Here is a 26,842-nt window from a genome sequence, read left to right as displayed (position 1 = left end):
CACGGGTAAGGGTGACGGGCAGGGCGGAGGGGCCCGGCTCACACTTCGGCCGCGGCACCCTCCCGGGGTGCCGCGGCCGGAGCGACGTACAGCTACCGCTTACGCGGCCTGACGCGACAGGGCCTCCATGGCGCGCCCCGTGACCTCTTCCACCTTGCCGAGCGCCGAGATCGTGACGACCAGGCCCTGGGCCTTGTAGTAGTCGATGATCGGCTCAGTCTGCGTGTGGTAGACCTCCAGGCGCGTGCGGACGGTCTCCTCGGAGTCGTCGTCGCGCTGGTACAGCTCGCCACCGCAGACGTCGCAGACGCCATCCTTCTTCGGCGCCTTGTAGGCGACGTGGAAGACGTGCGACGAGTCGTTGCGGCAGATGCGGCGGCCCGCGATGCGCCGGACCACCTCGTCCTCGGGGACCTCCAGGTCCAGGACCGCGTCCAGCTTCATGGCCTCGGCCTGCAGCATCTCGTCGAGCGCCTCGGCCTGGGAGACGTTGCGCGGGAAGCCGTCGAGGAGGAAGCCGTTCTCCGCGTCGGGCTGCTCCATGCGGTCCTTGGCCATCGCGATGGTGACCTCGTCCGGCACCAGCTCGCCCTTGTCCATGTAGGACTTCGCCAGTTTGCCGAGTTCCGTCTGCTGGCTGATGTTGGCGCGGAACAGGTCGCCCGTGGAGATGTGCGGGATCGACAGGTTCTTGGCGAGGAACGCGGCCTGCGTTCCCTTGCCGGCACCGGGCGGCCCGACGAGGACGATTCGCATCAGCGGAGGAACCCTTCATAATTGCGCTGCTGGAGCTGGCTCTCGATCTGCTTCACCGTCTCGAGCCCGACACCCACGATGATCAGGATGCTCGTGCCACCGAACGGGAAGTTCTGGTTTGCCCCGAAACCAACCAACGCCATCGTCGGCACGAGAGCGATCAGGCCCAGATACAGCGAACCCGGCCAGGTGATCCGGTTGAGTACGTAGCTCAGATACTCAGCGGTCGGTCGGCCAGCCCGGATGCCCGGGATGAAGCCACCATACTTCTTCATATTGTCGGCGACTTCCTCGGGGTTGAAGGAGATCGCGACGTAGAAGAAGGCGAAGAAGACGATCAGCAGGAAGTACGTGGCGATGTAGATCGGGTGATCGCCCTTGGTCAGGTTGTTGCTGATCCATGTCTTCCAGCCGGAGTTACCGCCCGCGAACTGGGCCACCAGGCTGGGGATGTAGAGCAGCGAAGAGGCGAAAATCACGGGGATGACACCCGCCTGATTGACCTTCAACGGGATGTACGTGGATGTTCCGCCGTATGCCCGGCGACCGATCATGCGCTTCGCGTACTGGACCGGGATCCGCCGCTGGGCCTGCTCGACGAACACGACCAGGCCGACCATGCACAGACCGACCGCGATCACCGTGCCGAACTCGATCCAGCCGTCGGCCAGCTTGCCCTGGAGCTTGACGGTCCACAGCGCACTCGGGAAGGTCGCGGCGATCGAGATGAACATGAGGATCGACATGCCGTTGCCGATGCCACGGTCGGTGATGAGCTCGCCGAGCCACATGACGACACAGGTGCCGGCCGTCATGGTGATGACCATGGTCATGGTGGCGAAGATCGACTGGTCGGGCACGATCTGGTTCGCGACGGGGCAGCCCTGGAAGAGCGCGCCGCTGCGAGCGGTGGCCACCAGGCCGGTGCCCTGCAGAATCGCGAGCGCCACCGTCAGATAACGGGTGTACTGCGTGATCTTCGCCGTGCCGGCCTGCCCCTCCTTCTTGAGGGCTTCCAGTCGCGGGATGACCACGGTCAGCAGCTGGAGAATGATGCTCGCCGTGATGTACGGCATGATGCCGAGCGCGAAGACAGTGATCTGGAGCAGCGCGCCACCGCTGAACATATTGATCAGACTGAACAGGCCGCGGTTCGAGCTGGCCACATCCATACAGGTCTGGACAGACTTGTAGTCGACGCCGGGGATCGGGATGTGCGTACCGACCCGGAACACCACGATGATGGCGAGCGTGAAGAGCAGCTTCTTGCGCAGGTCGGGCGTCCTGAACGCCCGGGCGAACGCGGTGAGCACGGTGCCTCCTGCGACCCCCGCGCAAGTGCGTCAGAGGTGACGGTCTTGAGGTTCGACGGATAACTGACAGCTAACCAACAGTCAAATGCTGTCCGGAGTTCCCGTGAGGCCCACCGGACGAAAATTTGCAGTGCAGGCCACCTTACCGGCGACACTGCCCCCCTTGGAACGACCAACCGGGGATGCCCCATTTGTGGGGCATCCCCGGTCGGGATCGCTCAAGTCATCGAGACACCTGAAAAGATCAGACGAGCTCGGTGACGGTACCGCCGGCGGCGGTGATCTTCTCCTTGGCGGAGCCGGAGACGGCGTCGACCGTCACCTGCAGCGCCACGGAGATCTCGCCCTGGCCGAGGACCTTGACGAGGCTGTTCTTGCGAACGGCACCCTTGGCGACGAGACCCTCGACGGTGACCTCGCCACCCTCCGGGTACAGCGCGGCCAGCTTGTCGAGGTTCACGACCTGGAACTCGGTCTTGAACGGGTTCTTGAAGCCCTTGAGCTTCGGGAGGCGCATGTGGAGGGGCATCTGCCCGCCCTCGAAGCGCTCCGGAACCTGGTAGCGGGCCTTTGTGCCCTTGGTACCACGACCGGCCGTCTTACCCTTCGACGCCTCACCACGACCCACACGGGTCTTGGCGGTCTTGGCGCCCGGGGCGGGACGGAGGTTGTGGATCTTGAGCGGGTTGTTCTCCGCCATGATCAGTCGACCTCCTCGACCGTCACGAGGTGGCGGACATGGCGCACCATGCCGCGGAACTCGGGGCGGTCCTCCTTGACGACCTGCGTGTTGATGCCCTTGAGACCAAGGGAGCGCAGGGTGTCACGGTGGTTCTGCTTGCTGCCGATGTACGACTTCACCTGCGTGATCTTGAGCTGCGCCATTACGCACCAGCCCCGGCACGCGCACGGAGAAGAGCCGCGGGGGCGACGTCCTCGAGGGGCAGACCACGGCGAGCCGCGATCTCCTCGGGACGCTGCAGGCCCTTGAGGGCCGCCACGGTCGCGTGCACGATGTTGATCGCGTTGGACGAGCCGAGCGACTTCGACAGGATGTCGTGAACGCCGGCGCACTCGAGCACGGCACGCACCGGGCCACCGGCGATAACACCGGTACCGGGGGAAGCAGGCTTGAGCAGGACGACGCCCGCGGCCTTCTCGCCCGTGATCGGGTGCGGGATGGTGCCCTGGATGCGGGGGACCTTGAAGAAGTGCTTCTTGGCCTCCTCCACACCCTTGGCGATGGCGGCCGGCACCTCCTTGGCCTTGCCGTAACCGACACCCACGGTGCCGTCACCGTCGCCCACTACGACGAGCGCAGTGAAGCTGAAGCGACGACCACCCTTCACAACCTTGGCGACGCGGTTGATCGCGACAACGCGCTCAACGTACGCGGTCTTCTCGGCGGCAGCAGCGCCGCCGTCACGGCCCTTCCGGTCCCGCCGCTCGCCGCCACCGGCACCGCTTCCACGGCGCTGGGGTCCAGCCATTGGATTACCTCTCTCTGTTTCCGCTAGCTACGGAAGCGGCTCAGAACTTGAGTCCGGCTTCGCGGGCGGCGTCCGCCAGGGCAGCGATGCGCCCGGCGTACTGGTTGCCACCACGGTCGAATACGACAGCCTCGACACCGGCGGCCTTGGCACGCTCGGCGACCAGGGCGCCGACCTGCTTGGCCTGCGCGGACTTGTCGGCCTCGCCACCACGGATCGTGGTGTCCAGGGTCGACGCCGACGCCAGGGTGTGACCCTTAACGTCGTCGATGACCTGGGCCACGATGTGGCGGTTCGAGCGCGTCACGACCAGGCGCGGACGCTCAGCCGTACCCGAGATGTGCTTACGGATCCGGATGTGACGACGCTTGATGGCAGCACGCTTGTAAGCGTCGCCCTTAGCAATCTTGACACCGTATGCCATGGCTTACTTACCCGCCTTTCCGACCTTGCGGCGGATGACTTCGCCCTCGTACTTGACGCCCTTGGCCTTGTACGGGTCAGGCTTGCGCAGCTTGCGGATGTTGGCCGCAACCTCGCCGACCTTCTGCTTGTCGATGCCCTCGACCGAGAAACGGGTGGGGGCCTCCACCTTGAAGGTGATGCCCTCGGGGGCCTCGACGGTGATCGGGTGGCTGTAGCCGAGCGAGAACTCCAGGTTGGAGCCCTTCGCCAGGACGCGGTAACCGACACCGCTGATCTCGAGCTTCTTCACGTAACCCTGGGTCACGCCGGTGATCATGTTCGCCACCAGCGTGCGGGACAGGCCGTGGAGGGCCTTGTTCTGACGCTCGTCGTTCGGGCGGGTGACGTTCAGAACGCCGTCCTCGCCCTTAGCGATCTCGATCGGCGCCGCGATGGTGTGGGAGAGCGAGCCCTTGGGGCCCTTCACCTGGACCGTACGGCCGTCGATGGTGACGTCCACGCCGGCGGGAACCGTGATGGGGAGCTTGCCAATGCGCGACATAGCTGTTTCCTCCGTTCCCTTCCGTTACCAGACGTAGGCGAGAACTTCTCCGCCTACGCCCTTCTTGCCGGCCTGCTTGTCGGTGAGGAGCCCGTGGGACGTGGAGATGATCGCCACGCCGAGGCCGCCGAGCACCTTCGGCAGGTTGGTGGACTTCGCGTAAACCCGGAGACCGGGCTTGGAGATCCGCTTGATGCCCGCGATGGAGCGCTCACGGTTCGGGCCGAACTTCAGCTCGAGGACGAGGTTCTTGCCGACCTCGGCGTCCTCGACCTTCCAGCCCGTGATGAAGCCCTCCTGCTGGAGGATCTCCGCGATGTGCGACTTGATCTTGCTGTGCGGCATAGCCACGGAGTCGTGGTACGCCGAGTTCGCGTTACGCAGACGCGTAAGCATGTCTGCGATCGGATCAGTCATGGTCATGAATTGGCCTTCGGCCTCTCTCGCCGGGGTTTCCTGTATGCGCCATCCCTCTCCCCGCTCAGAGGCGGGACGGGTGCGGTGCGGGGACCTACGGCGTAGTAAGTCGTACGGGCGTCAGGCGCCCAACCCTCCTAGCCTAAGCCATGGAGAGCAGGGCACCTGACAGAGCCCTTTACTTACCGAGAGCCTCTGGAATCCCGAAGTAGGGGATTACCAGGAGCTCTTGGTCACGCCCGGCAGCTCGCCACGGTGAGCCATCTCACGAAGGCACACGCGGCACAGGCCGAACTTGCGGTACACGGAGTGCGGACGGCCGCAGCGCTGGCAGCGGGTGTACGCACGCACACCGAACTTGGGCTTACGAGCAGCCTTGGCAATCAGAGCCTTCTTCGCCATCTCGCTTACGCCTCCTTGAAGGGGAAGCCGAGGTGACGGAGAAGGGCACGGCCCTCAGCGTCGTTGGTCGCCGTGGTCACCACGGTGATGTCCATACCCCGGACGCGGTCGATCTTGTCCTGGTCGATCTCGTGGAACATGACCTGCTCCGTGAGACCGAAGGTGTAGTTGCCACGGCCGTCGAACTGCTTGGGGGACAGGCCGCGGAAGTCGCGGATGCGCGGCAGCGCGAGCGACAGGGTGCGGTCCAGGAACTCCCACATGCGGTCGCCACGGAGCGTGACGTGGGCACCGATCGGCTGGCCCTCACGCAGCTTGAACTGCGCGATGGACTTGCGGGCCTTGGTGACGGCCGGCTTCTGACCGGTGATCGTGGTGAGGTCGCGGATGGCGCCCTCGATCAGCTTGGAGTCGCGGGCGGCGTCGCCCACACCCATGTTGACCACGATCTTGACGAGGCCGGGAACCTGCATGACGTTCTCGTACGAGAACTCCTCACGCAGCTTGCCCGCGATCTCCTCGCGGTACTTCGTCTTGAGACGCGGAGTGGTGGTGGTAGCCATCAGATGTCCTCACCCGTCCGCTTGGCAACGCGGATCTTGTTGCCCTCGTCGTCGAAGCGGTAACCGACGCGCGTGACGACCTTGTTGCCGTCCTTCTCCACGACGAGCTGAACGTTGCTCACGTGAATCGGGGCCTCGGTGGTCACGATGCCACCGGCCTGCGAACCGCGAGCGGTGGGGCCGGCCTTCGTGTGCTTCTTGACCCGGTTGACACCCTCGACCAGGACGCGCTCGTCGCGCGGGTAAGCGGCAATGACCTTGCCCTGCTTGCCCTTGTCCTTACCGGTGATGACCTGGACCAGGTCGCCCTTCTTGATCTTCATGCTTACAGCACCTCCGGAGCCAGCGAGATGATCTTCATGAACTTCTTCTCGCGCAGCTCACGCCCGACCGGGCCGAAGATGCGGGTGCCGCGAGGGTCGCCGTCGTTCTTCAGAATGACGGCGGCGTTCTCGTCGAAGCGGATGTACGAGCCGTCCGGACGGCGGCGCTCCTTGACGGTGCGAACGATGACCGCCTTGACGACGTCACCCTTCTTCACGTTGCCACCGGGGATCGCGTCCTTGACGGTGGCGACGATGACGTCACCGATGCCCGCGTAGCGGCGACCGGAGCCACCGAGCACACGGATGCAAAGGATTTCCTTCGCACCAGTGTTGTCGGCGACACGCAGTCGCGACTCCTGCTGGATCACGTCTATCTCCTGATTGTCTGCCGGTTCCCGGGGCGGGGCGCCTTACGGCGACCCCACCCCGAGCCTGGCGGAACGAACCTCAGGGAAACCCCTGAGGTAATTACTTGGCCTTCTCGAGGATCTCGACGATGCGCCAGCGCTTCGTCGAGGACAGCGGCCGGGTCTCCATCAGGAGGACACGGTCGCCGACGCCGGCGGCGTTCTGCTCGTCGTGGGCCTTGAGCTTGCTGGTACGGCGGATGACCTTGCCGTACAGCGCGTGCTTGACGCGGTCCTCGACGGCGACGACGACGGTCTTGTCCATCTTGTCGCTGACGACCAGACCCTCACGGGTCTTGCGGAATCCGCGGTCGGTCTTCTGCTCAGTCACGTTGCTCTCGCTCATCAGGCGCTCTCCACCGTCTCGATGCCCAGCTCGCGCTCACGCATCAGGGTGTAGATCCGCGCGATGTCCTTACGGACGGCCTTGAGCCGACCGTGGTTCTCGAGCTGACCGGTCGCCGCCTGGAAGCGGAGGTTGAACAGCTCTTCCTTGGCTTCGCGAAGCTTCGCAAGAAGCTCCTCGTCACCCAGTTCGCGCAGCTCGGACGCCTTGGTACCGGCCGACATCACGCTTCACCTGCCTCGCGCTTGACGATCCGGCACTTCATCGGCAGCTTGTGGGCTGCGCGAGTCAGGGCCTCACGGGCGATCTTCTCGTTGGGGTAGGACAGCTCGAACATGACCCGGCCCGGGTGCACGTTCGCGACCCACCACTCGGGCGAACCCTTACCGGAACCCATGCGGGTCTCGGCAGGCTTCTTCGTCAGCGGGCGGTCCGGGTAGATGTTGATCCAGACCTTGCCACCACGCTTGATGTGGCGGGTCATCGCGATACGGGCCGCCTCGATCTGGCGGTTGGTCACGTACGCCGGCGTGAGGGCCTGAATGCCGTACTCGCCGAACGAAACCTGCGTACCGCCCTTGGCCTGACCACGGCGCTTGGGGTGGTGCTGCTTGCGGTGCTTGACCCTACGGGGGATCAGCATGTCGGTCAGGCCTCCGTTCCGGTGCTCTCAGCCGGAGCGGCAGCGGCGGCGGGAGCCTCGGCCTTGGGGGCCTCGGCAGCCGGCGCGGACTGCTGCTGCGGCTTGCGGCCGCGACCGCCACGCTCGCCACCACGGCCACCACGGCCGGCCGGGCGGTCAGCACCGCCACGGGCCGGGCGGTTGCCGGCGCGGGCAGCGGCGTTCTCGGCGCGGACCTCGGCGATGTTCTTGACGTCGCCCTTGTAGATCCAGACCTTCACACCGATGCGGCCGAAGGTCGTCTTGGCCTCGAAGAAGCCGTAGTCGACGTTCGCGCGGAGCGTGTGCAGGGGCACACGGCCCTCGCGGTAGAACTCCGAGCGGGACATCTCGGCGCCGCCGAGACGGCCACCACACTGGATCTTGATGCCCTTGGCGCCCGCCTTCATCGCCGACTGCATGCTCTTACGCATGGCACGGCGGAAGGAGACGCGGGAGGACAGCTGCTCGGCAACGGCCTGAGCAACCAGCTGAGCGTCCGTCTCGGGGTTCTTGACCTCGAGGATGTTCAGCTGGACCTGCTTGCCCGTGAGCTTCTCGAGGTCACCGCGGATGCGGTCGGCCTCGGCGCCACGGCGGCCGATGACGATGCCGGGACGCGCGGTGTGGATGTCCACCCGCACGCGGTCACGGGTGCGCTCGATCTCAACCTTCGAGATACCGGCGCGCTCCATGCCGGACGTCATCATCCGACGGATGGCGACGTCTTCCTTGACGTAGTCCTTGTACAGCTTGTCGGCGTACCAACGGGACTTGAAGTCCGTGGTGATGCCGAGCCGGAACCCATGCGGGTTAACCTTCTGGCCCATTACCGGGTTCCTTCCTTGCTGCTGACGACCACGGTGATGTGGCTGGTCCGCTTGCGGATCCGGTAGGCACGGCCCTGGGCGCGCGGACGGAACCGCTTCAGGGTCGGACCCTCGTCGACGTACGCCTCGGAGATGAAGAGGCTGTCGGCGTCGGTGTGGTCGTAGTTGTGCGCGGCGTTGGCGATGGCGCTGTCAAGCACCTTGCCGACCGGCACGCTCGCGGCCTGCGGGGCGAAACGCAGGACCGCCTGAGCCTCCGTGGCATCCATGCCACGGATAAGGTCCACCACGCGGCGGGCCTTCATGGGCGTAACGCGGATGTACCGCGCCTGGGCCCTGGCTTCCATGGTTGTCCTTCCAGTGTCTGTCATGGTCATTCCACCCCGCGTTAGCGGCGCTTCGACTTCCGGTCGTCCTTGACGTGACCCCGGAAGGTGCGCGTCGGCGAGAACTCGCCGAGCTTGTGGCCGACCATCGACTCGGTGACAAACACCGGAATGTGGGTCTTGCCGTTGTGCACCGCGATCGTGTGGCCGAGCATGGCCGGGATGATCATCGAGCGACGGGACCAGGTCTTGATGACGTTCTTGGAACCGGCTTCGTTCTGGGCGTCCACCTTCTTGATCAGGTGGTCGTCGACGAAGGGCCCCTTCTTGAGACTGCGCGGCATCTAAACCCGCTCCTAGCGCTTCTTGTTCGTCTTGCGGCGGCGGACGATGTACTTGTTCGAAGCCTTCTTCGGCGAACGAGTACGACCCTCCTTCTGACCCCACGGGGAGACCGGGTGGCGACCACCGGAGGTCTTGCCCTCACCACCACCGTGCGGGTGGTCAACCGGGTTCATCGCCACACCGCGAACGGTCGGGCGAACGCCCAGCCAGCGCTTGCGGCCGGCCTTGCCCCAGTTGATGTTCGACTGCTCGGCGTTGCCGACCTCGCCGACGGTGGCGCGGCAGCGCACGTCGACCAGGCGGATCTCTCCGGACGGCATGCGCAGGTGGGCCATCTGGCCCTCCTTCGCGAGCAGCTGCACGGAGGTACCGGCGGAGCGGGCGAACTTGGCACCGCCACCGGGACGGAGCTCGATCGCGTGGATCGTGGTACCGACCGGGATGTTGCGGAGGGCCAGGTTGTTGCCCGGCTTGATGTCGGCCCCGGGACCGTTCTCGACGCGGTCACCCTGCTGCAGGTTGCGCGGGGCGAGGATGTAGCGCTTCTCGCCGTCGGCGTAGTGCAGCAGCGCGATGCGCGCGGTGCGGTTGGGGTCGTACTCGATGTGCGCGACCTTCGCCGGCACGCCGTCCTTGTCGTGACGACGGAAGTCGATCACTCGGAAGGCGCGCTTGTGTCCGCCACCCTGGTGGCGAACGGTCACACGACCGGCGTTGTTACGGCCGCCCTTGCTGTGCAGCGGGCGGACCAGCGACTTCTCCGGCGTGGACCGCGTGACCTCGACGAAGTCGGCGACGCTGGAGCCACGACGGCCCGGCGTAGTCGGCTTGTACTTGCGGATTCCCATTTCTCAGTCCTCGTCCGATATTCGGACCAGGGCGCTCCGTTAGGAGGCCTGGCCGAAGATGTCGATACGGTCGCCCTCAGCGAGGGTCACGATCGCGCGCTTGCTGTCCGCACGCTTGCCGAAGCCGGTGCGGGTGCGCTTGCGCTTGCCCTGGCGGTTGATCGTGTTGACCCCGGTGACCTTGACCGAGAAGACCGCCTGGACGGCCTGCTTGATCTGGGTCTTGTTGGCCCGCGGGTCCACGACGAAGGTGTACTTGCCCTCGTCGAGCAGCGCGTAGCTCTTCTCGGAGACGACCGGCTTGAGGAGGACGTCACGGGGATCCGTGAAGCTCTTGCTCAGCGGCGTCTCTACGGTGTTCTTGCCCTCGGCCTCGTGGCGCTTCGCCTTGGCGACGCGCGCGACCTTCTTGGCCTTGGCGGCCTTCGAGGCGATGCTCGGGTGACGCGTAGCCATCAGGCTTCGCTCCCTTCGGTGTCAGCGGCCTGGGGGCCAGACACGAAGGACTCGAAAGCGGCCTTGGTGAAGACCACGTCGTCCGAGACGAGAACGTCGTACGTGTTCAGCTGGCCCGGCTCCAGGATGTGGACCTGGGGCAGGTTGCGCGCGGAAAGCAGCGCGGCCTCGTCGGAGCGCTCGATGACCAGGAGCACGTTCTTGCGCTCGCTGACCTTGCCGAGGAAGCTCTTCGCGGCCTTCGTGGAGGGGGTCTCGCCCTCGATCACGCCGGTGATGACGTGGATGCGAGCGTTGCGGGCCCGGTCGGTGAGGGCGTGGCGCAGGGCCGCGGCCTTCATCTTCTTCGGGGTCCGCTGCGAGTAGTCACGCGGCGTGGGGCCGTGGACAACGCCACCGCCGGCGAACTGCGGCGCACGGGTCGAACCCTGGCGCGCGCGGCCGGTGCCCTTCTGACGGTAAGGCTTCTTACCGCCACCGCGGACCTCGCCACGACGCTTGACCTTGTGCGTGCCCTGACGGGCGGCGGCCAGCTGTGCGACGACGACCTGGTGAAGCAGCGGAACGCTGATCTTCTCTACGTCGAAGATCTCGGCCGGGAGCTCAACAGTCCCGGCGGTGTCGCCGGAGGGCGACAGAATGTCAATGGTGCTCATAGTCCTCAGGCCCCCTTGGCCGCGGTGCGGACCAGGACGAGGCCGCCGTTCGGACCAGGAACCGCGCCCTTGATAAGGAGCAGGCCCTTCTCCGCGTCAACGGCGTGAACGGTCAGGTTCTGGGTGGTGACCCGCTCGTTGCCCATACGACCCGCCATGCGGAGGCCCTTGAACACACGACCCGGGGTGGCGCAGCCACCGATGGAGCCGGGAGAGCGGTGCTTGCGCTGGGTGCCGTGACCGGCGCCGAGGCCCTTGAAGTTGTGACGCTTCATGACACCGGCGAAGCCCTTGCCCTTGCTCTTGCCGGTCACGTCCACCTTGATGCCGGCCTCGAAGGTCTCGGCAGTGATCTCCTGGCCGAGGGTGTACTCGCTGGCGTCAGCGGTACGGATCTCGACGAGGTGACGACGGGGAGTGACGTCGGCCTTGGCGAAGTGGCCCTTGAGGGGCTTGTTCACCTTGCGCGGGTCGATCTCGCCGAAGGCGATCTGGACCGACTCGTAGCCGTCGGTGTCGTTCGTACGGACCTGGGTGACGACGTTGGGGCCGGCCTTGACGACGGTGACCGGAACAACACGGTTGTTCTCGTCCCACACCTGCGTCATGCCGAGCTTCTCGCCCAGGATGCCCTTGATCTGCTTAGCCATTCTCAGATCACCGATCCCTAGAGCTTGATCTCGATGTCGACACCGGCCGGGAGGTCGAGTCGCATCAGAGAGTCAACGGTCTTGGGCGTCGGGTCGAGGATGTCGATCAGGCGCTTGTGCGTGCGCATCTCGAAGTGCTCGCGCGAGTCCTTGTACTTGTGCGGCGACTTGATGACGCAGTACACGTTCTTCTCAGTGGGCAGCGGCACCGGGCCCGCGACCGACGCACCAGTGCGCGTCACCGTCTCGACGATCTTCTTCGCCGAGGAGTCGATGACCTCGTGGTCGTAGGCCTTGAGCCGGATGCGGATCTTCTGTCCCGCCATGGCTACTCAGTAGTCCTTTGTCTCGTAAAACGCTCTGGTACCCGGGGGTCCGCGTCCCTTACCTCCGACCCACGCGGTCGGGCGTGTCGCGCTCCTGCTGACAGAGATATCCGTGTTACGGATTTCCCTACCGAGGGACGCGGCCCAAAAACAACCGCTGGACCGGGGGCTGAACACCCACCGGGCGCCTGGTCTGCACCCCGCTGACACTTCCCGGAAGATTCCCGTACGTCCGCCCCAGCGCTGCCTTCCGGCAGATTGAGCGACGAGTACTGTGGGACTCGCTTCCAGTCCTCCCGGCGGGAGGCGCGCAGCATCGGCACTCGACCGAGCAACCCCGTTAGTCTGCCATACGGGGCAGGGGGCTGGCCAATCGAGCCGAGGATCGTACCCCGAGGGTGACGCAGGTCAAACCCTGGCCGGCCGGGATCGCGGGACTGGGACCTCCAAGGGGCCGCACCTGGGTCACGTCCCGCCCTCACCCACCAGCCCGCCCAGCCGGGGACACCGACCGCATACAGGCTGCCCGCCTCCCTGAGGAGCCGCGTCCGCGCCGGGTCCGCCTGGCCCCGCCGACCACGTCCACGGTCCGCAGCCGCCCCACCAGCCCCGCACGGTGCCCCACACCGCTGTCGGCATCCATCGCCACTTGAACCACGGCGGCAGCTTCCGAAACGGCTCGAACGTCGGCGTGTCGTCGATGGCGTCGGTCGGGGAAGCCGCGGGGTCCCTCGGCGTACAGCTCGGGCGTCAGCTCGCCACTCGGGGGCCGGCCGGGCCGGGCCGGCGCGGATCGCGCCTCGATTTCTCGCGGCGCCGCGACGCCGCGCTTCACCTTTCCGGCCCCCATTTGAAGCCCGAACGGCTCAGGAAATGGAGTCGTGCGGCGTGATGGCGGTCCGATCATGCAAATGATGTGACGCCCGGTGACGGACAGTTCTTCAAAACTCGAACTGCCGATTGAAAAGGCGCGAGCGTCCGCGAGGGCAGGTCCGGTACACCCAGAAAACAAGGAGGAGTGCTCGTTATGCGAGTAGCCACCCGAGTAAAGACCCGGTCGCGACGCACGAGATGGGGAGCCCGGCTTCTCGGCGCCGGCCTGGCCACGGCCGCGGCGGTCGGCATCAGCGCCGGACCCGCGGCGGCCGCGGCGGTGCCGCCCATTTTTGTGGCGGACAATCCGACCGAAAAAGGGAGCTGTCCCGACCGCTCGAACGCGATCAGAGTGTCCCCCAGCACCAACCCGCAGACGATCCCGGTCACCATCCCCAACGACGGAACCGGCTCCGTCACCGTCACGTTCAGCGACAATGTCGGCGACGGTCCCAGGCGGGTCAGCTTCACCACCACGGGCACCATCGCGGTCAGCCAGGTCACCGTCAAGGGCGGGGACGACGCCAACCGCTACCTCTACAACGCCGTGACCGGCTTCCCCAACGGCATTGCGTTCGACACGGGGCTCATCTCCCCGCTCAACAACGGCGGCCAGCTCCCCGCGGTCAGCCACGCCGACTTCTGCTTCACCCCCAGCAACTACGGCGGGGGCACCACCTGACAGCACTGAGGGCCGGTAGTGCGGGACCGGCCCGCCCGGCGGCAGGGCGTGGCCACGTTCACGAACCCGCCGCCGCGAAGTAATGGGGCCCGGGACATCCCGGGCCCCACTCGTCCAACTACCAGTTCGACCGGGTCACGCTCACCGTCACCAACCGGAACCCGAACCGGTCGACCCACGACGCTGCCACGCGCACAGCTCAACCGGCCCCAACAGCCCACTCCTCCCTGACTCTGCGTCAGGACCGAGCGGATACGGTCGTCGTGAGCAGCTCGGGCTACACGGCCCTGCCGCCCGGAACATGTACAAGAGCGCGGATCGCCTCCACCGCCTCAGGCGCTCGCAGCTGCGCCGGACGCGAACCGCAGCGTCGTTACTCAAGCACGCGCTGCCAGCGAAACCGAGCCTCACTCGGCAGAAGAAAGCAAACGCCGAAGACGTTTGATCTCCTTCACGAGTTGTGGCACTGCTTCCCTTGCCATCGCGATGAACGCCGCATTCTCATCCCAGCGTTCATCTGCACAATCGACGTAACGGGGATGTTGTACCAATGTCGCAGCGATCATCTCGCGGTGGTCGAAATTGGGCCATCTCTCCCCCTGTCCCGTATCTTCCACGGTGCTCACCGCTACGAGATTCATGGCATAGTCGTCGTCCAAGCTCCTGACGAACCATGGACCCGGCGTAGCCGCAGAACATACCTCTTCAATTTCGTCGAGATCGATTTCTTGCCCGACTTCTTCATCCGGCATGCTTCCACCCTCATGCATGACAGATTCCCTCCTCAGTGATCATGGGCAGCCTTCACCGACCTGCTGCTAATACCGCTCAGTCGTATAGCCGAGCCTCTCCGCATTCTGATAAAACTTCTTATCATTCGTAATGAGCGACAGCCCTTCCTGCGCCGCGGAATGCAGAACCTTGGCATCGTCCGTACGAATCATGGGATTGAAGGACTTCCCCTTCCACATGGCCTTAAGTCGCCCTTGAATGTCCGAGACCCCCTCCGCCGTGGCTTCCGGCCCCATTCGGCCACCGCGTTCTGCCAGCCAGTTACTGATGGCTTCAGGTGAATGCCCGCCCTCGATCAGTTCACGGTGCGCCTGCGGCGAGAGGACCGGCGTCCTGCCAGCCAAAGCAGCATCCACTTCGGCGGTCCGCGAACCATTGAGTGCGTCAATCATGGGATTGGTATCTACAGCCACGTATGGAGAAAGCCCAAGCGGGTCGGTCCATCGGTGGGGGTTACTGACGTACGTAACCGGATTAGGGGCCGGCGCTATGCCCAGCGGGTCGGGGCTGAGATAGCGGGCAGTCTCGGGGTCGTAGTGGCGGAAATAGTTGTAGTGAAGCCCTGTTTCATGGTCATAGTACTGCCCGGGGAAACGCAGAGGTGTGTACGCCGCGGAATCAGTTGCCCATGCCGTCTTCCCCCAGAGCGTGGAGCGCGCTCGCCAGGCGATGGCACCTGCCTCGTCGATGAGCTCACTCGGTGTTCCTACCAGATCAGTGACGATCGCAAAGAAGCGCGAGTCGATTTCACGCTGCGGCGTGTCGACTGAGGCGATGCGTTCAGTTTGAGCGATCGGGTGGAGGTTCTCGTGATCCCAGGTGAGAGTGATGACGTGAGGAAGATCCCGAGTGTATGTCGCCTGCTCACACAGGAATGAGCCGTCCCAGGTGAACTTGGTTTCCTCAACGACTGATGCACCATCAGCTGATAGACGCTGCTTCGCGGTACGTCGCCCGAGAGCGTCATACTCGTAACACCAATGGGTCCCGTCAGGGGTTACCGTCTCAACCAGACGGTCTTCGGCATCCCACTTGTACCGCCAGGAGTCGGGTTTGCGAGATATTCGTGCTGTTTGACGCAGCGTCACGCGCCCTAGATCGTCATATTCGTAGCGGGTGTTGCCCGCACGCATTACTCGCGTGCCGGCATAACTGCGGGCACCTACGGCGGACTGACCCGGGTGCGAGCCGGGCCAATCCGCTTCGATTTGATTGCCGACTTCGTCATACGCGTACCGCTCGGACCAGTTTGGGGAGCGAAGAGAAATAATACGGCCGGCCACATCAAGATCAAAGTCACGTATCCCGTTTGCGTGATCAACGAGACGGATCAGATACCCGTCCGGACGATAGGAATAGGAGCGATGCAGATTATCCGGTAGACCGGGAGATATCACATTCTGCGCGGTAAGGCGGCCGACTTCGTCGAAGGTGTTCGTCAAGTGTACATTTGACGCGACACGTTGGCTGATTGTCCGACCGGCGTGATCGCGATCGAATCGAATCACGCGGCCGGATGCGTTCAATTCCCCTATATTACCGGCGGCATCATACGTCCAGAGGGTACTCGAACCCGAAGGGGTGATGCGCTGCGTTCGTTGCCCGAGGGTGTTGTAACGGTTGAGGATAGCGCGGCCGTTTACGCTCTCCTCGACAATTCGGCCCATTTCGTCTCGGCGGAACTTGAGCTCGGCATAGCTGTTGGATGCGTGGACCAGTTGACCGCTGTGGTCATAGGTGAAGTCGGTGATTTGGCCATCCGCGTTCTTGCGCGTCACCCGGCCCAGAACATCGTGCGTGTAGTGCACGACTTGACCCAGAGTATTTGCGCGCGAGGCGAGTCGGCCGACCGCATCGCGTGTATACGTGACGACTCGGTCATCGAAGTCGGTCTCCGCGACCAGGCGACCAGCAGGGTCATAGGTGTACTGCCACTCCCGTCCCTGCGGGTTGCGAATCCGAGTGAGCCGCAAGGAGGTGTCGTACTCGAATGCGTATCGGACACCGTCCGGGTTGATGCGGGCGGCCAGTAGATCGAAGTGCGTGTATTCGAAGTGGGTTGTCGCGCCGACTGCGTCGGTATGACTGGTGCAGTTGCCCTCGCCGTCGTAGTTCCAGGCCTCGGTGGCACCATCCGGTGTCGTGCGACTCTGGAGCAGCCCCTCAGCGGTCCATTTGAAATGGGTTGAGTGGCCCAGGGGGTCTACATAGGTGACCAGTGCCCCTGCCGCGTTGCGCTCCCACCGGCTCGTGGTCCCGAGGGGATCGATCGAGCGGAAGGGCAGTCCTGCGGAATTGCACTCCAACGTCGTGGCGTACCCCATTGGGTCGGTGATCGCCGAGACATGCCCCGCGACGGAGTACTCGTATCGGTACGTTGCCCCGCCCGCATCCGTGACAGCCGTGCAGTTTCCTCGTTCGTCGTACTCCCGGTACCAGGCAGTGCCATCAGGCAGATGGCCTTCTGTGGGCTGACCCATTGCGTCGTACGCGTACTGGAAGACTGAACCATCGGGCAGAGAGACTTCGACGGGCTGCCCTAGGTCGTTGTTGATGAACCGTGTGGTGTGGCCAAGTTCATCGGTTCGTGTCAGCAGGTGGTGATGCTCGTCGTACGCGGTGCGGACCGTCCCGTCGAGGGCGTCTATTTCGGCTACTACCTGGCTGCTGTCATTGACTACGAAGCGAGACACTGCGCCTTCGGCCGTCGTGAGGGTCGTGACACGGCAGTCGGGCCAGGCAGGGTCAGCACCGTCGTAGTCGAGGGTGATGGTGAGGTGGCCGCCCTCGCCTCCTTCAGCGATGCAGCGGTCGCGACTGTCGTAGGCGTACGTGTAGCTGCAGTTGTTGCTGTCGGTCCACGAAGTGATGCGCTGCCGCTCGTCGCACGTGAAGTTGAGCGGGTGGCCAGTTGCGTTGATGACGGCGGTCAGGACTCCGTCGGCGTAGGTATACGCCCTGACAATGCCGTCGGAACCGTCTTCCGCGGCTCCAGCCAGGGCCAGGGTGGTCACGCGGCCTTCGTCGGTGGTGAGTTTGAGGTGATAGCCGCCGGAGTGGCGGATGGCGAGGGGAGTGCCGTGCTCGTCGTAGTCGAAGCTGATCGTGTTGGAGTTACGGTCGAAGATGCGGGTGAGCAGGGCGATGCCGTCTGCTGGGAGGGAGAAGTGGCGGCCATGTCCCAGGAGCGGATCGTCGATGCGGTAACCGCCGTTGTCGAGCAGGATCAGGGGCCAGCGGGGGCCGGCCTCGGGCAGGACCGGGGTCTCCGGGCTTATGGGATGGGGGTACGCGAGGAGCAGGCCGTCCTCGGTGACGAAGACGATGCCGTTCTCGTCTACTTCGAGGCGTTGGTCGATGGTGGAGGCCCAGGTGGGGCCGAACCACCAGCCAGTGCGGTAGTCGGAGGCGACTCGGCGGGTGAAAGCCAACGGCAAGGTACCGGGGAGGATGATGTCTGTCTGGGGCAGGAACATCGCGCCGGTGGCCATGTCCACCGGGTCGCTGCCCTTGGAACGGACCACGCTCTTGAGCCGGTTGTAAGCGCCCTTCGCTCCGTCCGCAAGGGCACCGCGGGCCGACCTGCCCAGCCCGCTCGCGGCAAGGCCCAGACCCTTCAGCCCACCCTTGATGCCCTTGAGGGCGGCCATCCCACCCTTGAGCCCCTTCGCCAGACCGCCCAGGGTGGTGATCCCCTTCATCCCGGGTATGCAGTCCAGCGCCGCGAACGCCACATCCCACAGCGAGGCCTGGCCCTTCGCGTATTTGTTGAGCGTGTCCGCAAGGACGACGAGCGCTGCGATGAGCACGATGGCGCCCAGGATCGGGCCACCGATGATCATCGCGATGATGCCGACCACCGCTACGACGACCTTGCAGACCGCGACGATGGTGTCCCAGTTGTCGGAGAACCAGTCCCCGACCTCCTCCCACCACTTGCGGTTGCGGATCCCCGCGTCCGAGGCCTCGTCGATCTTGTCCTTGGCGGTCTTCGCCGCCTCCTCCCGCATCTTGCGGGCGTCCTCGGCCATCTTCTTCGCCGCGTCCAACGCGCCGTTCGCGGACGTCACATCCGACTGGGCCGAAGTCTGCGCCGACTTGGCGTGCTGCGCGTCCCGGGTGGCGGCCCGCACCTTCGCCTCGTCCGGCTTCTCGGTGTCCTTGCTGCCGGTGGGGTCGTCCTTGTACTTGTCCGCTTCCTTGTTGGCCTTCGTCACCCACGAATCGGCCGACGACAGACGGGACTTGGCCGAGGAGAGGTCCGACTGCGCCTCGCGGCCCTTCGCCAGGGCCTTGTCCGCCAGCGCCTGCGCGCGCTCCAGCTTCGGCCAGTAGTCAGTGAGGGCATCCCCCGCCATCTCGTACGACTTCTTCAGCTTCTTCAGCTGCTTCGGCACACCCGAGAACTCGTCCTGAAACGCCTTCGCGGACTTGCCGGCCCACTTCAGGACCGCGTCCTCGTCCGCCATCCCCTTGATCAGGCGGAGCGCGTCCCCGACGTCATCGGCGAAGTCGTGCAGGTTCTTGGCCAGGTGCCGGACCCGGTCCGGGTCACCGGGAGTGGGGTCCTTGTCCAAGTCCAGGACATGCCAATCCTTCGGCCGGTTCCCCGCCACGCCGCAACCCCCGTCACGTTCGCCTCAGTAACTCTCGTACGCTTCAGCGAATTTACCGGAGGTGGGCGAGAGACGTGGATCAGCTCTGAGAGGCGTACGACACGAAGTTGGCCCACACGGCGGGCGCGAAGTGGAGACGCGAGCCCTGGGGGTTCACATCGTCGCGGAGCTGGCGGCCAACGCCGCGACCCACGGGCGTGCACCGGGGCGGGACTTCCACCTCAGCCTTACGGCGACGAAGAGCGTCCTCCGCGTCGAGGTGGCGGAAACGCGGGGTGATCGGCTGCCCCGCGCTCAACCGGCCGCCCCTCAGGGCGAGTCAGGGCGCGGCCTCGTCCTGGTCGAGGCGCTGTCCGACCGGTGGGGCGTGACGACCGGCCCGCCGCCGCGCAAGACGGTCTGGGCCGAGCCGATTCTCCGACGCGATGGGGCTCTCACCGGAACGCGGCCCGCCACGTCCCGGTGAACCGCGAAGCGGGCGGTAGCGACATCAAAGCTTTTGAATTCCCCGGGGAGAAAACCCCTCCCAACCCCACCAGCCTCCCGTCACTCGCAAGGGTGACGATCACCAACTCAGCTGGATTTCCCGCCCGTTGGCACGCATATGCTCGCGACCACAAGCACCACAACCGCAGACATGCGACGGCCCCCGGCCGGGACTGGCATCCCGATCGAGGGCCTGACCAACGAGGAAGAGACAGAGGCTTCCCGATGGATACGCAGCACCCTAGCGCGCCCCCGTGCGCCCAGCCCCGGAATCCGCGGGGCATCACCCACATCAACGTCCGCCACACCACCCGCTACACGGTGATCGGCAACCACCTCGCCCAGCACCGCGAGCTGACCCTCACCGCGATCGGCCTCGCCGCCCACATCCAGTCGCTGCCCGCCGGTGCCCGCGTCGACATCAAGACGCTCGCGGCCCGTTTCCCCGAGGGCGAGACGAGGATCGCGGCGGCGCTGCGGGAGCTGGAGGCGCACGGTTATCTGGCCCGCAGGCGCGAACGTCTCCCGAGTGGTCGCGTCGTCACGCACACGGTGTCGTACAACCAGCCGGCACGCGTTTCGCAACCCCGGCCCGCCCCCAGGAAAGAGCCGGTCCCCGCCCCCGTACGGCCCGTCGTCGAGATTCCGTCGACGCCGCGCGTCGAGTCCCGCCCGAAGCCCCCACTGCCCGAACCCCGTACCCACGACCTGGCCCACCACCGCACAGCCACCGCACTCCTGGCGAGCCTGCACCGCGACGACCCCCGCCTCCTGCTCCCCGAACGCGACGTGCACCGCCTCGCCCCGGCCGTCACCGCGTGGCTGGAACGCGGCGCCGACCCCCGTGCCGTACGCCGCACCCTGACAGCGAGCCTCCCCTGCGAGCCCCTCCACCGCCCGGCAGCCCTCCTCGCGCACCGCCTTACGGAACTGCTGCCGCCGCCCCTGCCCGCAGCCCCTGTCGTGCTACGCCCGCACCCCCTCCAGAACTGCGAGGGCTGCGACCGTGCCTTTCGCGCCCCCGAACCCGGTCGCTGCCGCGACTGCCGATCCGACCTCGTGGAGGCCGCCTAGCATGAACGTGACGACCCTTGCCCCTGGGCAGAGACGACGAGGAGCGCACGCCATGAGCATCGCCCCGGACGACGCGCGGCGGGACACCCACCACCTGTACCGGACGATGCGGGATTTCGTTCAGTCGATGGACGACACCCTTCCCGGCAAGTTCGAGATCACCAAGGAGGGGATCGTTCACGACATGATGTCGCCCGTGAAGCAGCACGAACTCACCGCGCTGCGCGTCCGGAAACGCCTCGAGAAGGTCATGCCGGAGGACCTCGTGGCTCACACGGGCACCCCGGACGTGGAGGACGTACCCGAGGGCATCATGCGCCACCCCGACGTGATGCTGATCGCCGAGGCCGACATGGAGGGGGACGGCTCCTTCGACCCGCGCACGCTCATCGCCGCCGTCGAAGTCGTGTCCCGCTCCAACCCGGACAACGACTGGGTGAGCAAAGTACGGGACTACCCGCTGCTGGGCATCCCGCTGTACGTGATCTTCGATCCGCGCACGGGCTCGGGGGCAGTGCTCTCCGACATCCACCAGACGCCGCACGGCCCGCGCTACGCCACCCGCAAGGAGTTCGTGTACGGCGAGGACATCACCATCGCCGACTGGACGATCTCTACCGAGGGCCTGCCACGCTACCCAGAGGGCTGAGGCCAAGCCTCCGCCGGGAAAGACATGCGTTCGGGTCTGTGACGCCGGCCTTGGCAGGAACACGGCCACGCCCCACCCGCCGTCCGGAGCACTCCCGCGCGACAGCCCCCCGCAGGCACCTGATCGTGGACCCATGGCAGAAGACACCACCACCCTCGCCGAGCAGACCCCTCCCCCCGTACGGGACTGGCCCGACGTCGGTGTGCAGGGGACCGAGTTCGACCCGGTGCTCGCGGAGTTGATGCGGGAAGGGCCGCTGACGCGGATTCGGCTTCCTCATGGGGAGGAGGAGTGGGCGTGGCTGGCGACGCGGTACGACGACGTGAAGATGATCACGAATGATCCCCGGTTCAGCCGCAGGGAGGCCTCCGTGCGGCAGTTCACGCGGCTGGCGCCGCACTTCGCGCCGCGGCCGGGGGCTCTCGCGTGGGCCGACCAGCCCGACCACAACCGGCTCCGCCGCGCCGCCTCGACCGCGTACACCGTGGGCGCGGTGAAGCGGCTGCGCCCCCGCGCCCAGGAGATGCTCGACGAGCTGGTCGACGCCATGGTGCAGGACGGGCCGCCCGCCGATCTGATCGAGCGGGTCCTCGAGCCCTTTCCGATCTCCGTCGTCTGCGAGGTCATGGGCGTGCCCGCCGACGAGCGGCAGAAGGTGCACGCCTGGACGCGGGAGATCATCTCCACCGCGGGCGGCGCCGAGGCCTCCGAGCGCGCCAAGAAGGGCCTGTTCGGGTGGATCGCGCGGGCCATCCGCGATCGTCAGGACGGCGACGGGGACGACGTCCTGTCGCTGCTCGGCGGCGCGGTGCGCAGCGGTGAGCTCAAGGAGGAGGAGGCGATCAGCGTCGCCGGCCCGCTGCAGATCGGCGGCGAGGCGCTCACCAACAACAGCGGCCAGATGTTCTACCTCCTGATGACCCGGCCCGAGCTGATGGACCGCGTGCGCAACGACCCCGCCGCACGCCCCGCCGTCATCGACGAACTCCTGCGCTACATCCCGCACCGCACCGCCGTGGGCCTGCCCCGCGTCGCCCTGGAGGACGTCGTCATCCAGGGCGTCCGCATCGGCGCGGGCGACCCTGTCTACGTCTCCTACCTGGCCGCCAACCGCGACCCGGACGTCTTCCCCGACCCCGACCGGATCGACGTCGACCGGGACGCCGGAGCGCACATGGCGTTCGGCAACGGGCCGCACTTCTGCACGGGCGCCGTCCTGTGCCGTATGCAGATCGAGCTGCTGATCGACACCCTGCTGGAGCGCTGCCCGGACCTCCGCCTCGCCGTATCCGCCGATGAGGTCCCCTTCCGGCAGCGCACGATGATCCGCGGCCCCATCTCCCTGCCGATCGCCTGGTGACCGGACCTACCGACCGGACGCCAACCCCTCCCGTACCGCCGCGTACGCCGGCTTCGTCACGAAGCCCTCGTCCATCAGCGTCGCCGCCCCCTGGCCCGTGAAGACGCCCGGCACCCACGAGTACTTGTCCGTGTAGCCCCAGACGGTGAAGGACTTGCAGCCGCGGGTGGCGAGGCAGGCGTCCAGCAGGCCGCGGAAGTACGTCGCCTGGGTCGCCAGTTTCTCGGCATCCGCGGGCAGGATCATCCGTACGTCCACCTCCGTGAACGCCGTCTGCATGCCCAGCTCCGCGAAGCGCGCCAGGTTGTCCGAGACATCGCCCGGGAAGCCGTACTGAATGCCCAAGTGGCCCTGGATGCCGAAGCCCTGCACCGGTACGCCCTCGGCGCGCAGCCGGCTCGCCAGCTCGTAGTACGCCGTCGACTTCGCGTTGATCCCCTCGACGTTGTAGTCGTTCAGGAAGAGCTTCGCCTTCGGGTCCGCCGCGTGGGCCCAGCGGAAGGCGTCGGCTATGTACGACGGGCCGAGCTGCTGGAGCCAGATCGAGTTCCGCAGCGTGCCGTCGTCGTCGAAGACCTCGTTCACCACGTCCCACTGGTAGATCTCGCCCTTGAAGTGCTTCACCTCGGTGGTGATGTGGTCGTGGAGGATGCCCCTCAACTCGGCCGCGGATATCGATCCGTCCGCGACACCCGTCGTCAGCCAGCTGGGCAGCTGGTTGTGCCAGAGCAGTGTGTGACCGCGTACGGCCTGGCCGTGGGCGCGGGCGAAGCGCACCAACGCGTCCGCCTTCGACCAGTCGTACGCCCCGCGCCGCGGTTCGACCGACTCCCACTTCATGACGTTCTCGGCCGTCACCGAGTTGAATTCACGCGCGGTCGTGCGGCGGTACGTGGAGTCCTCGGCCAGCGCCGTCATGTCCACGGCGGTGCCGATCCGGACGTCCGCGCGGCCGGCGAGTGTCCGGAGCGGGGCCTCGTGGGCCGACGCCGTCTGCGCGACACCTGTGACCAGCAGAGCTGCGCTCACGAGTACGGCTGCGGGCATGCGGAAACTCATCATGTGCGATCCCTTCGTAGGTACGGCAATGGCGTGGGGGTCAGCCGACGCGATGGCTCTCCGGCGGGCCCAGATACGTCGGTGTCAGCCCGCCCGTATCGATCACCAGCCGCTGGAGCACGACCGTCGGGTCGACCATCCAGAAGGTCAGCCGGTGCACCCCGGGCGAGGTCAGGGAATGCTTCGTCGACGTCACGTTCACGTTGTCCGACGTGTTGCGGGCCCACTGCTTATTCATCAGGCCGTCGTCCGCGCCCGTGGCCGCGTGGATGTCGACCGTCTGCGGCGGTGCGTCGTCGAAGGAGAGCGCGTAGCACAGGCCGCCCGTCGGAAGCGCCGGATTGCGCGGGGACAGGTACGCCCAGACCGTCACCTCGCCCGGCGTCAGCAGGCTGACCTCGTACTCCAGGCGAGGCGAGTCCGCACGCCCCGGCGTCTGGCGCGCCGCCGTCACGGGGAGTGGTGTCAGCCCCGCCCCCGTACGGCCGATCCGGTCGATGCGCTGCCAGTCGCCCACGGCCCGCGCGTAGTGCTCCGAGTCCAGCGCCACGTACCCGCCCGCCTCCACGAAACCGCGCAGTCCCCGCGGCGCCGGATTCTCGGCGGTCACCGGGACGGCCACGGAAGCACCCGCACCTCGCACGGTGATCTCCGCGTCCGTACGGCCCCGGGGCGCCCGCGCCCAGTCCGCCTTCACCACCGTCCGCAGCTGGTCCGAGACCCTCCCCCGCGGCCGGTCCACGGTGATCCACGGCACCGACGCCTCGATCCGGTAGTCGAAGCTCTCCCGGCCCCGGTTGAACACCTCGATGTACGGCGCCGGGCCCGTCCGGTAAGGGCTCAGCACGACCGCCTCATCGACGGACACCCCCAGCTCGGCCGCGTCCGGAAGCGAGATGCGCTTCACCGCGGGGAAGAGCACATCGGGCAGGGCGACATTGTTCAGCTCCGGCTGCTGCCACCCCGCGTTCGGCCCGTACCGCTCCACGTCCCCGTAGTCGATGTGCGGCTGAGTCTGGAAGCCGCGCCATTTGCCGCCCGCCACTTGGGAGTTGAAACGGTCGGCCAGCGCGAAGTCCCGCTCCAGGCCCGCCTCCGCCGCGGCCGCCAGGTCGTTCGTCGCCGCCCGGCCCTGGGCCGCGTACAGCAGATTCGTGAACTCCGCCGCGCGCAGCTCGTACAGATTCGCCGTCGCCAGCACCTCGTAGCCGACCAGCTCGAACCACGCGTCCTGCGCCGAGTCCGGCAACCTCCGGGCGATGCGCGAGGCCCGCTCGGCGAGCTCCCGCCACTCCTCGGTGACCCGCTCCAGCTCGCGCCCGTAGAAGGGCGTGGCCTGGTCGTCGTACGCGATGTCCGCACCGCTCCCCGTGATACGGCGGTTGAGCAGCTCGGGCTTGCGGCGGGACTGGAGTTGCCCGTACGTCGCCAGTACGTCGGCGATGGCCGAGGCCTGCGCCGGGCCGAAGTTCTGCCGGGCGTAGCGCCGTTCCCACTCGCCGAGCGACGACAGCCCCCAACGCTCGGGATTCCAGGCGTAATCGAGGAAGAACTCGGTGGGCAGCTCATTGCCCTTGAGGTCCCCGACGTTCGTCACCCACAGCCCGCGATTTCCGTAGGCGTGGGCCTGGCGGAGCTGGTCCCACATGTTCGGGAGGGACGTCGTGTCGACCCACTTGTAGTTGCGGCCGACGCCGACGTAGTCGAAGTGGTAGTAGAGGCCGTAGCCGCCGGCCCGCGCGGGCTCGGCCGGGTCCGGGTGTTTGCGGATGTTGCCCCAGTTGTCGTCGGTCAGGACGACGGTCACGTCGTCCGGCGCCCGAAGCCCACGGTCCCAGTACCGCTGGACCTCCTTGTAGAGCGTCCACACCTGGGGCACAGCAGCCGCGTCACCACCCGTGACCTCGGAGATGATCTGCCGCTGCGCGTCGATGATCTCCCGCATCAGCTCGACACCGTCGCCGTCCGGCAGGCTCGTGTCCCCGTTCCCCCGCATGCCCAGCGTGACGACGCCCTCGAAGTCCTGGTCGGCCATCCGCTGGATGCCCTCGCGCCAGTACGCCTTGATGGCGTCGGCGTTGCGCCGGAACGACCACTCCCCCGTACCGCCGTACGGGTCATGCCCGGGCGTCACGACGGCACCGCTGCCGTCGCGCACCGCGGGCACCGCGTGCCGGTTCCACTCCTCGATTCCCCGCATCATGGGCGCCTCGTGAGACGTGCCCATGACAATCCCATACTCCGCCGCCCGCTTGTGATTGAGCGGGTCGTCCTCGGCAAAGGCCCGGCCCCACACCGCCGGCCACAGGTAGTTCGCCTTCAGACGGAGCAGAACCTCGAAGACCTTGGCGTAGAAGTCCGCGTTGAAGCCGCCGGGGAAGCCGGGCGCCTTGCCAGGGCCGAAGTACGCGGGGGCCCAGGTGCCGAGCGCCGGGTTCTCGTCGTTGACGAAGATCCCGCGGTACTTCACCGCCGGCGTGCCCTGCGTGTGCCGCCCCGGCAGCACGTACAGCGCATCCCTCCGCACCGGCCGCACATCGTCCCACCAGTACCAGGGCGAGACCCCGATCCCGTACGAGACGTCGTACGCCCCGAAGATCGTGCCGCGCGGATCGCTGCCCGCGACGACGAAGGCCCGGTCGACGCCGGGCATGGGCCGCTCCACGACGGTCTGCAGCGAGGTCTCCCACTTCCCCCGCACCCCCGTGACGTCCAGCTTCCCGGAGGCGATCAGCCCGTCGATCAGCGGGCTGCGCCCCATCGTCCCGACGAGGACGACCTCCCGCGCCATCGCGTCGCCGGGCCGTACCCCCGTCACCCGCTCGATGTCGCCGCGGAGGTCGCCTGCTACCCGTACGACTCCGGGGTGATCGTCCGGAGAGACCACCACCGGCGCACCCACGAGCGAGAAGGCGCCACCGGTGAACGAGATGTACGCCCCCGGGTCGGTCGCCCGAGGCCCCTGGGCCGCCCAGGCCACCCCCGACAGCGCCGGCAACGCCGCGAGACCGGCACCCAGAACGGCTCTACGGCTCACGTGTCCAGACATGCCTCACCCCTCGGAACGCCCCTCGACCGAATTTGCTCAGCGGCATGACAAATAGTGGAGGGAGGGTCGGCCGGGGGGAATGGGTCGTCGGCGTCGAATAGTTTCGGAGCGCCCCGG

General features: G+C 66.5%; 32 protein-coding genes. 5 read left to right on the top strand and 27 right to left on the bottom strand.

Translation table 11 applies throughout. The annotated features are described in order from the left end of the window. Positions 1 to 99: 99 nt before the first annotated feature. From AB5J53_RS29110 to rpsJ, 23 genes are all read right to left on the bottom strand, one after another. Positions 100 to 756 (bottom strand): adenylate kinase, encoded by a 657-nt coding sequence (locus AB5J53_RS29110; protein ID WP_369248587.1) that lies wholly within the window; start codon positions 754 to 756, stop codon positions 100 to 102. Further along, on the bottom strand, positions 756 to 2,069 hold the full coding sequence (secY, locus tag AB5J53_RS29105; RefSeq protein ID WP_369248586.1) for a preprotein translocase subunit SecY: 1,314 nt from the start codon (positions 2,067 to 2,069) through the stop codon (positions 756 to 758). The genes AB5J53_RS29110 and secY overlap by 1 nt, the downstream gene beginning before the upstream one ends. 244 nt (positions 2,070 to 2,313) lie before the next feature. Further along, positions 2,314 to 2,769: a 50S ribosomal protein L15 gene (gene rplO, locus AB5J53_RS29100; RefSeq protein WP_003974249.1), complete on the bottom strand. Its 456-nt coding sequence runs from the start codon at positions 2,767 to 2,769 to the stop codon at positions 2,314 to 2,316. A 2-nt stretch (positions 2,770 to 2,771) separates the two neighbouring features. Further along, positions 2,772 to 2,954: a 50S ribosomal protein L30 gene (gene rpmD / locus AB5J53_RS29095; protein WP_129307387.1), complete on the bottom strand. Its 183-nt coding sequence runs from the start codon at positions 2,952 to 2,954 to the stop codon at positions 2,772 to 2,774. Next, complete coding sequence (rpsE, locus tag AB5J53_RS29090; protein WP_006376045.1) at positions 2,954 to 3,559, bottom strand: 30S ribosomal protein S5; 606 nt, start codon at positions 3,557 to 3,559, stop codon at positions 2,954 to 2,956. The genes rpmD and rpsE overlap by 1 nt, the downstream gene beginning before the upstream one ends. Before the next feature lie 40 nt (positions 3,560 to 3,599). Then, positions 3,600 to 3,983 (bottom strand): 50S ribosomal protein L18, encoded by a 384-nt coding sequence (rplR, locus tag AB5J53_RS29085; protein WP_369248585.1) that lies wholly within the window; start codon positions 3,981 to 3,983, stop codon positions 3,600 to 3,602. Between the two features lie 3 nt (positions 3,984 to 3,986). Then, positions 3,987 to 4,526 carry a 50S ribosomal protein L6 gene (gene rplF / locus AB5J53_RS29080; protein ID WP_369248584.1) on the bottom strand — a complete coding sequence of 180 codons (540 nt, stop codon included), beginning with the start codon at positions 4,524 to 4,526 and terminating at the stop codon, positions 3,987 to 3,989. Between the two features lie 24 nt (positions 4,527 to 4,550). Continuing rightward, positions 4,551 to 4,949, bottom strand: coding sequence for a 30S ribosomal protein S8 (gene rpsH / locus AB5J53_RS29075; RefSeq protein WP_004984520.1), 399 nt, complete (start codon positions 4,947 to 4,949; stop codon positions 4,551 to 4,553). Positions 4,950 to 5,159: 210 nt separating this feature from the next. Beyond that, positions 5,160 to 5,345, bottom strand: a complete 186-nt coding sequence (locus AB5J53_RS29070) for a type Z 30S ribosomal protein S14 (protein WP_003956452.1) — start codon at positions 5,343 to 5,345, stop codon at positions 5,160 to 5,162. A gap of 5 nt (positions 5,346 to 5,350) precedes the next feature. Next, positions 5,351 to 5,908: a 50S ribosomal protein L5 gene (gene rplE / locus AB5J53_RS29065; RefSeq protein ID WP_019329632.1), complete on the bottom strand. Its 558-nt coding sequence runs from the start codon at positions 5,906 to 5,908 to the stop codon at positions 5,351 to 5,353. After that, the gene (rplX, locus tag AB5J53_RS29060; protein WP_053674523.1) at positions 5,908 to 6,231 is read right to left on the bottom strand and encodes a 50S ribosomal protein L24; all 324 of its coding nucleotides are present in this window, start codon (positions 6,229 to 6,231) and stop codon (positions 5,908 to 5,910) included. The genes rplE and rplX overlap by 1 nt, the downstream gene beginning before the upstream one ends. Before the next feature lie 2 nt (positions 6,232 to 6,233). After that, positions 6,234 to 6,602, bottom strand: coding sequence for a 50S ribosomal protein L14 (rplN, locus tag AB5J53_RS29055; RefSeq protein WP_003998823.1), 369 nt, complete (start codon positions 6,600 to 6,602; stop codon positions 6,234 to 6,236). A gap of 100 nt (positions 6,603 to 6,702) precedes the next feature. After that, complete coding sequence (gene rpsQ, locus AB5J53_RS29050) at positions 6,703 to 6,987, bottom strand: 30S ribosomal protein S17 (RefSeq protein ID WP_037626988.1); 285 nt, start codon at positions 6,985 to 6,987, stop codon at positions 6,703 to 6,705. Beyond that, entirely contained in the window at positions 6,987 to 7,211 is a 225-nt protein-coding gene (gene rpmC, locus AB5J53_RS29045) for a 50S ribosomal protein L29 (RefSeq protein ID WP_003998824.1), read from the bottom strand. Before rpmC ends, rpsQ begins: the two co-directional genes overlap by 1 nt. Further along, complete coding sequence (gene rplP, locus AB5J53_RS29040) at positions 7,211 to 7,630, bottom strand: 50S ribosomal protein L16 (protein WP_099500627.1); 420 nt, start codon at positions 7,628 to 7,630, stop codon at positions 7,211 to 7,213. Before rplP ends, rpmC begins: the two co-directional genes overlap by 1 nt. Before the next feature lie 5 nt (positions 7,631 to 7,635). Beyond that, complete coding sequence (gene rpsC / locus AB5J53_RS29035; RefSeq protein ID WP_369248583.1) at positions 7,636 to 8,478, bottom strand: 30S ribosomal protein S3; 843 nt, start codon at positions 8,476 to 8,478, stop codon at positions 7,636 to 7,638. Continuing rightward, positions 8,478 to 8,825 (bottom strand): 50S ribosomal protein L22, encoded by a 348-nt coding sequence (gene rplV, locus AB5J53_RS29030; protein ID WP_003974262.1) that lies wholly within the window; start codon positions 8,823 to 8,825, stop codon positions 8,478 to 8,480. Before rplV ends, rpsC begins: the two co-directional genes overlap by 1 nt. Before the next feature lie 41 nt (positions 8,826 to 8,866). Further along, on the bottom strand, positions 8,867 to 9,148 hold the full coding sequence (gene rpsS / locus AB5J53_RS29025) for a 30S ribosomal protein S19 (RefSeq protein ID WP_010986346.1): 282 nt from the start codon (positions 9,146 to 9,148) through the stop codon (positions 8,867 to 8,869). A 12-nt stretch (positions 9,149 to 9,160) separates the two neighbouring features. Next, positions 9,161 to 9,997, bottom strand: coding sequence for a 50S ribosomal protein L2 (gene rplB, locus AB5J53_RS29020; RefSeq protein WP_099500625.1), 837 nt, complete (start codon positions 9,995 to 9,997; stop codon positions 9,161 to 9,163). 39 nt (positions 9,998 to 10,036) lie between these two features. Further along, positions 10,037 to 10,453 carry a 50S ribosomal protein L23 gene (gene rplW, locus AB5J53_RS29015; protein ID WP_369248582.1) on the bottom strand — a complete coding sequence of 139 codons (417 nt, stop codon included), beginning with the start codon at positions 10,451 to 10,453 and terminating at the stop codon, positions 10,037 to 10,039. Beyond that, positions 10,453 to 11,109 (bottom strand): 50S ribosomal protein L4, encoded by a 657-nt coding sequence (rplD, locus tag AB5J53_RS29010; RefSeq protein ID WP_369248581.1) that lies wholly within the window; start codon positions 11,107 to 11,109, stop codon positions 10,453 to 10,455. Before rplD ends, rplW begins: the two co-directional genes overlap by 1 nt. 5 nt (positions 11,110 to 11,114) lie before the next feature. Further along, entirely contained in the window at positions 11,115 to 11,759 is a 645-nt protein-coding gene (gene rplC, locus AB5J53_RS29005) for a 50S ribosomal protein L3 (RefSeq protein WP_369248580.1), read from the bottom strand. Positions 11,760 to 11,776: 17 nt separating this feature from the next. Further along, positions 11,777 to 12,085 carry a 30S ribosomal protein S10 gene (gene rpsJ, locus AB5J53_RS29000; protein WP_003948644.1) on the bottom strand — a complete coding sequence of 103 codons (309 nt, stop codon included), beginning with the start codon at positions 12,083 to 12,085 and terminating at the stop codon, positions 11,777 to 11,779. A gap of 1,027 nt (positions 12,086 to 13,112) precedes the next feature. Here rpsJ and AB5J53_RS28995 point away from each other — a divergent pair. Then, the gene (locus AB5J53_RS28995; RefSeq protein WP_369248579.1) at positions 13,113 to 13,640 is read left to right on the top strand and encodes a hypothetical protein; all 528 of its coding nucleotides are present in this window, start codon (positions 13,113 to 13,115) and stop codon (positions 13,638 to 13,640) included. A gap of 407 nt (positions 13,641 to 14,047) precedes the next feature. On the opposite strand, the gene AB5J53_RS28990 is transcribed toward AB5J53_RS28995, so the two are convergent. Both AB5J53_RS28990 and AB5J53_RS28985 read right to left on the bottom strand, forming a co-directional pair. Further along, the gene (locus tag AB5J53_RS28990; RefSeq protein ID WP_369248578.1) at positions 14,048 to 14,392 is read right to left on the bottom strand and encodes a hypothetical protein; all 345 of its coding nucleotides are present in this window, start codon (positions 14,390 to 14,392) and stop codon (positions 14,048 to 14,050) included. Positions 14,393 to 14,458: 66 nt separating this feature from the next. Next, on the bottom strand, positions 14,459 to 19,009 hold the full coding sequence (locus tag AB5J53_RS28985; RefSeq protein ID WP_369248577.1) for an RHS repeat-associated core domain-containing protein: 4,551 nt from the start codon (positions 19,007 to 19,009) through the stop codon (positions 14,459 to 14,461). Positions 19,010 to 19,178: 169 nt separating this feature from the next. On the opposite strand from AB5J53_RS28985, the gene AB5J53_RS28980 reads away from it, so the two are divergent. From AB5J53_RS28980 to AB5J53_RS28965, 4 genes are all read left to right on the top strand, one after another. Beyond that, complete coding sequence (locus AB5J53_RS28980) at positions 19,179 to 19,514, top strand: ATP-binding protein (RefSeq protein ID WP_369248576.1); 336 nt, start codon at positions 19,179 to 19,181, stop codon at positions 19,512 to 19,514. 245 nt (positions 19,515 to 19,759) lie between these two features. Beyond that, positions 19,760 to 20,608: a helix-turn-helix domain-containing protein gene (locus tag AB5J53_RS28975; RefSeq protein ID WP_369248575.1), complete on the top strand. Its 849-nt coding sequence runs from the start codon at positions 19,760 to 19,762 to the stop codon at positions 20,606 to 20,608. Positions 20,609 to 20,660: 52 nt separating this feature from the next. Further along, the gene (locus AB5J53_RS28970; RefSeq protein ID WP_369248574.1) at positions 20,661 to 21,257 is read left to right on the top strand and encodes a Uma2 family endonuclease; all 597 of its coding nucleotides are present in this window, start codon (positions 20,661 to 20,663) and stop codon (positions 21,255 to 21,257) included. Positions 21,258 to 21,390: 133 nt separating this feature from the next. Further along, positions 21,391 to 22,617, top strand: a complete 1,227-nt coding sequence (locus AB5J53_RS28965) for a cytochrome P450 (RefSeq protein ID WP_369248573.1) — start codon at positions 21,391 to 21,393, stop codon at positions 22,615 to 22,617. Positions 22,618 to 22,623: 6 nt separating this feature from the next. On the opposite strand, the gene AB5J53_RS28960 is transcribed toward AB5J53_RS28965, so the two are convergent. Together AB5J53_RS28960 and AB5J53_RS28955 are read right to left on the bottom strand one after the other, a co-directional pair. Then, entirely contained in the window at positions 22,624 to 23,664 is a 1,041-nt protein-coding gene (locus AB5J53_RS28960) for an endo-1,4-beta-xylanase (protein ID WP_369248572.1), read from the bottom strand. 52 nt (positions 23,665 to 23,716) lie between these two features. Then, entirely contained in the window at positions 23,717 to 26,725 is a 3,009-nt protein-coding gene (locus AB5J53_RS28955) for a glycosyl hydrolase 115 family protein (protein ID WP_369248571.1), read from the bottom strand. Positions 26,726 to 26,842: the final 117 nt, after the last annotated feature.

It is taken from the genome of Streptomyces sp. R41, from assembly GCF_041053055.1.
In the GTDB taxonomy this organism is placed as follows: Bacteria; Actinomycetota; Actinomycetes; order Streptomycetales; family Streptomycetaceae; genus Streptomyces.
This window is presented reverse-complemented; position numbering and strand designations above follow the sequence as displayed.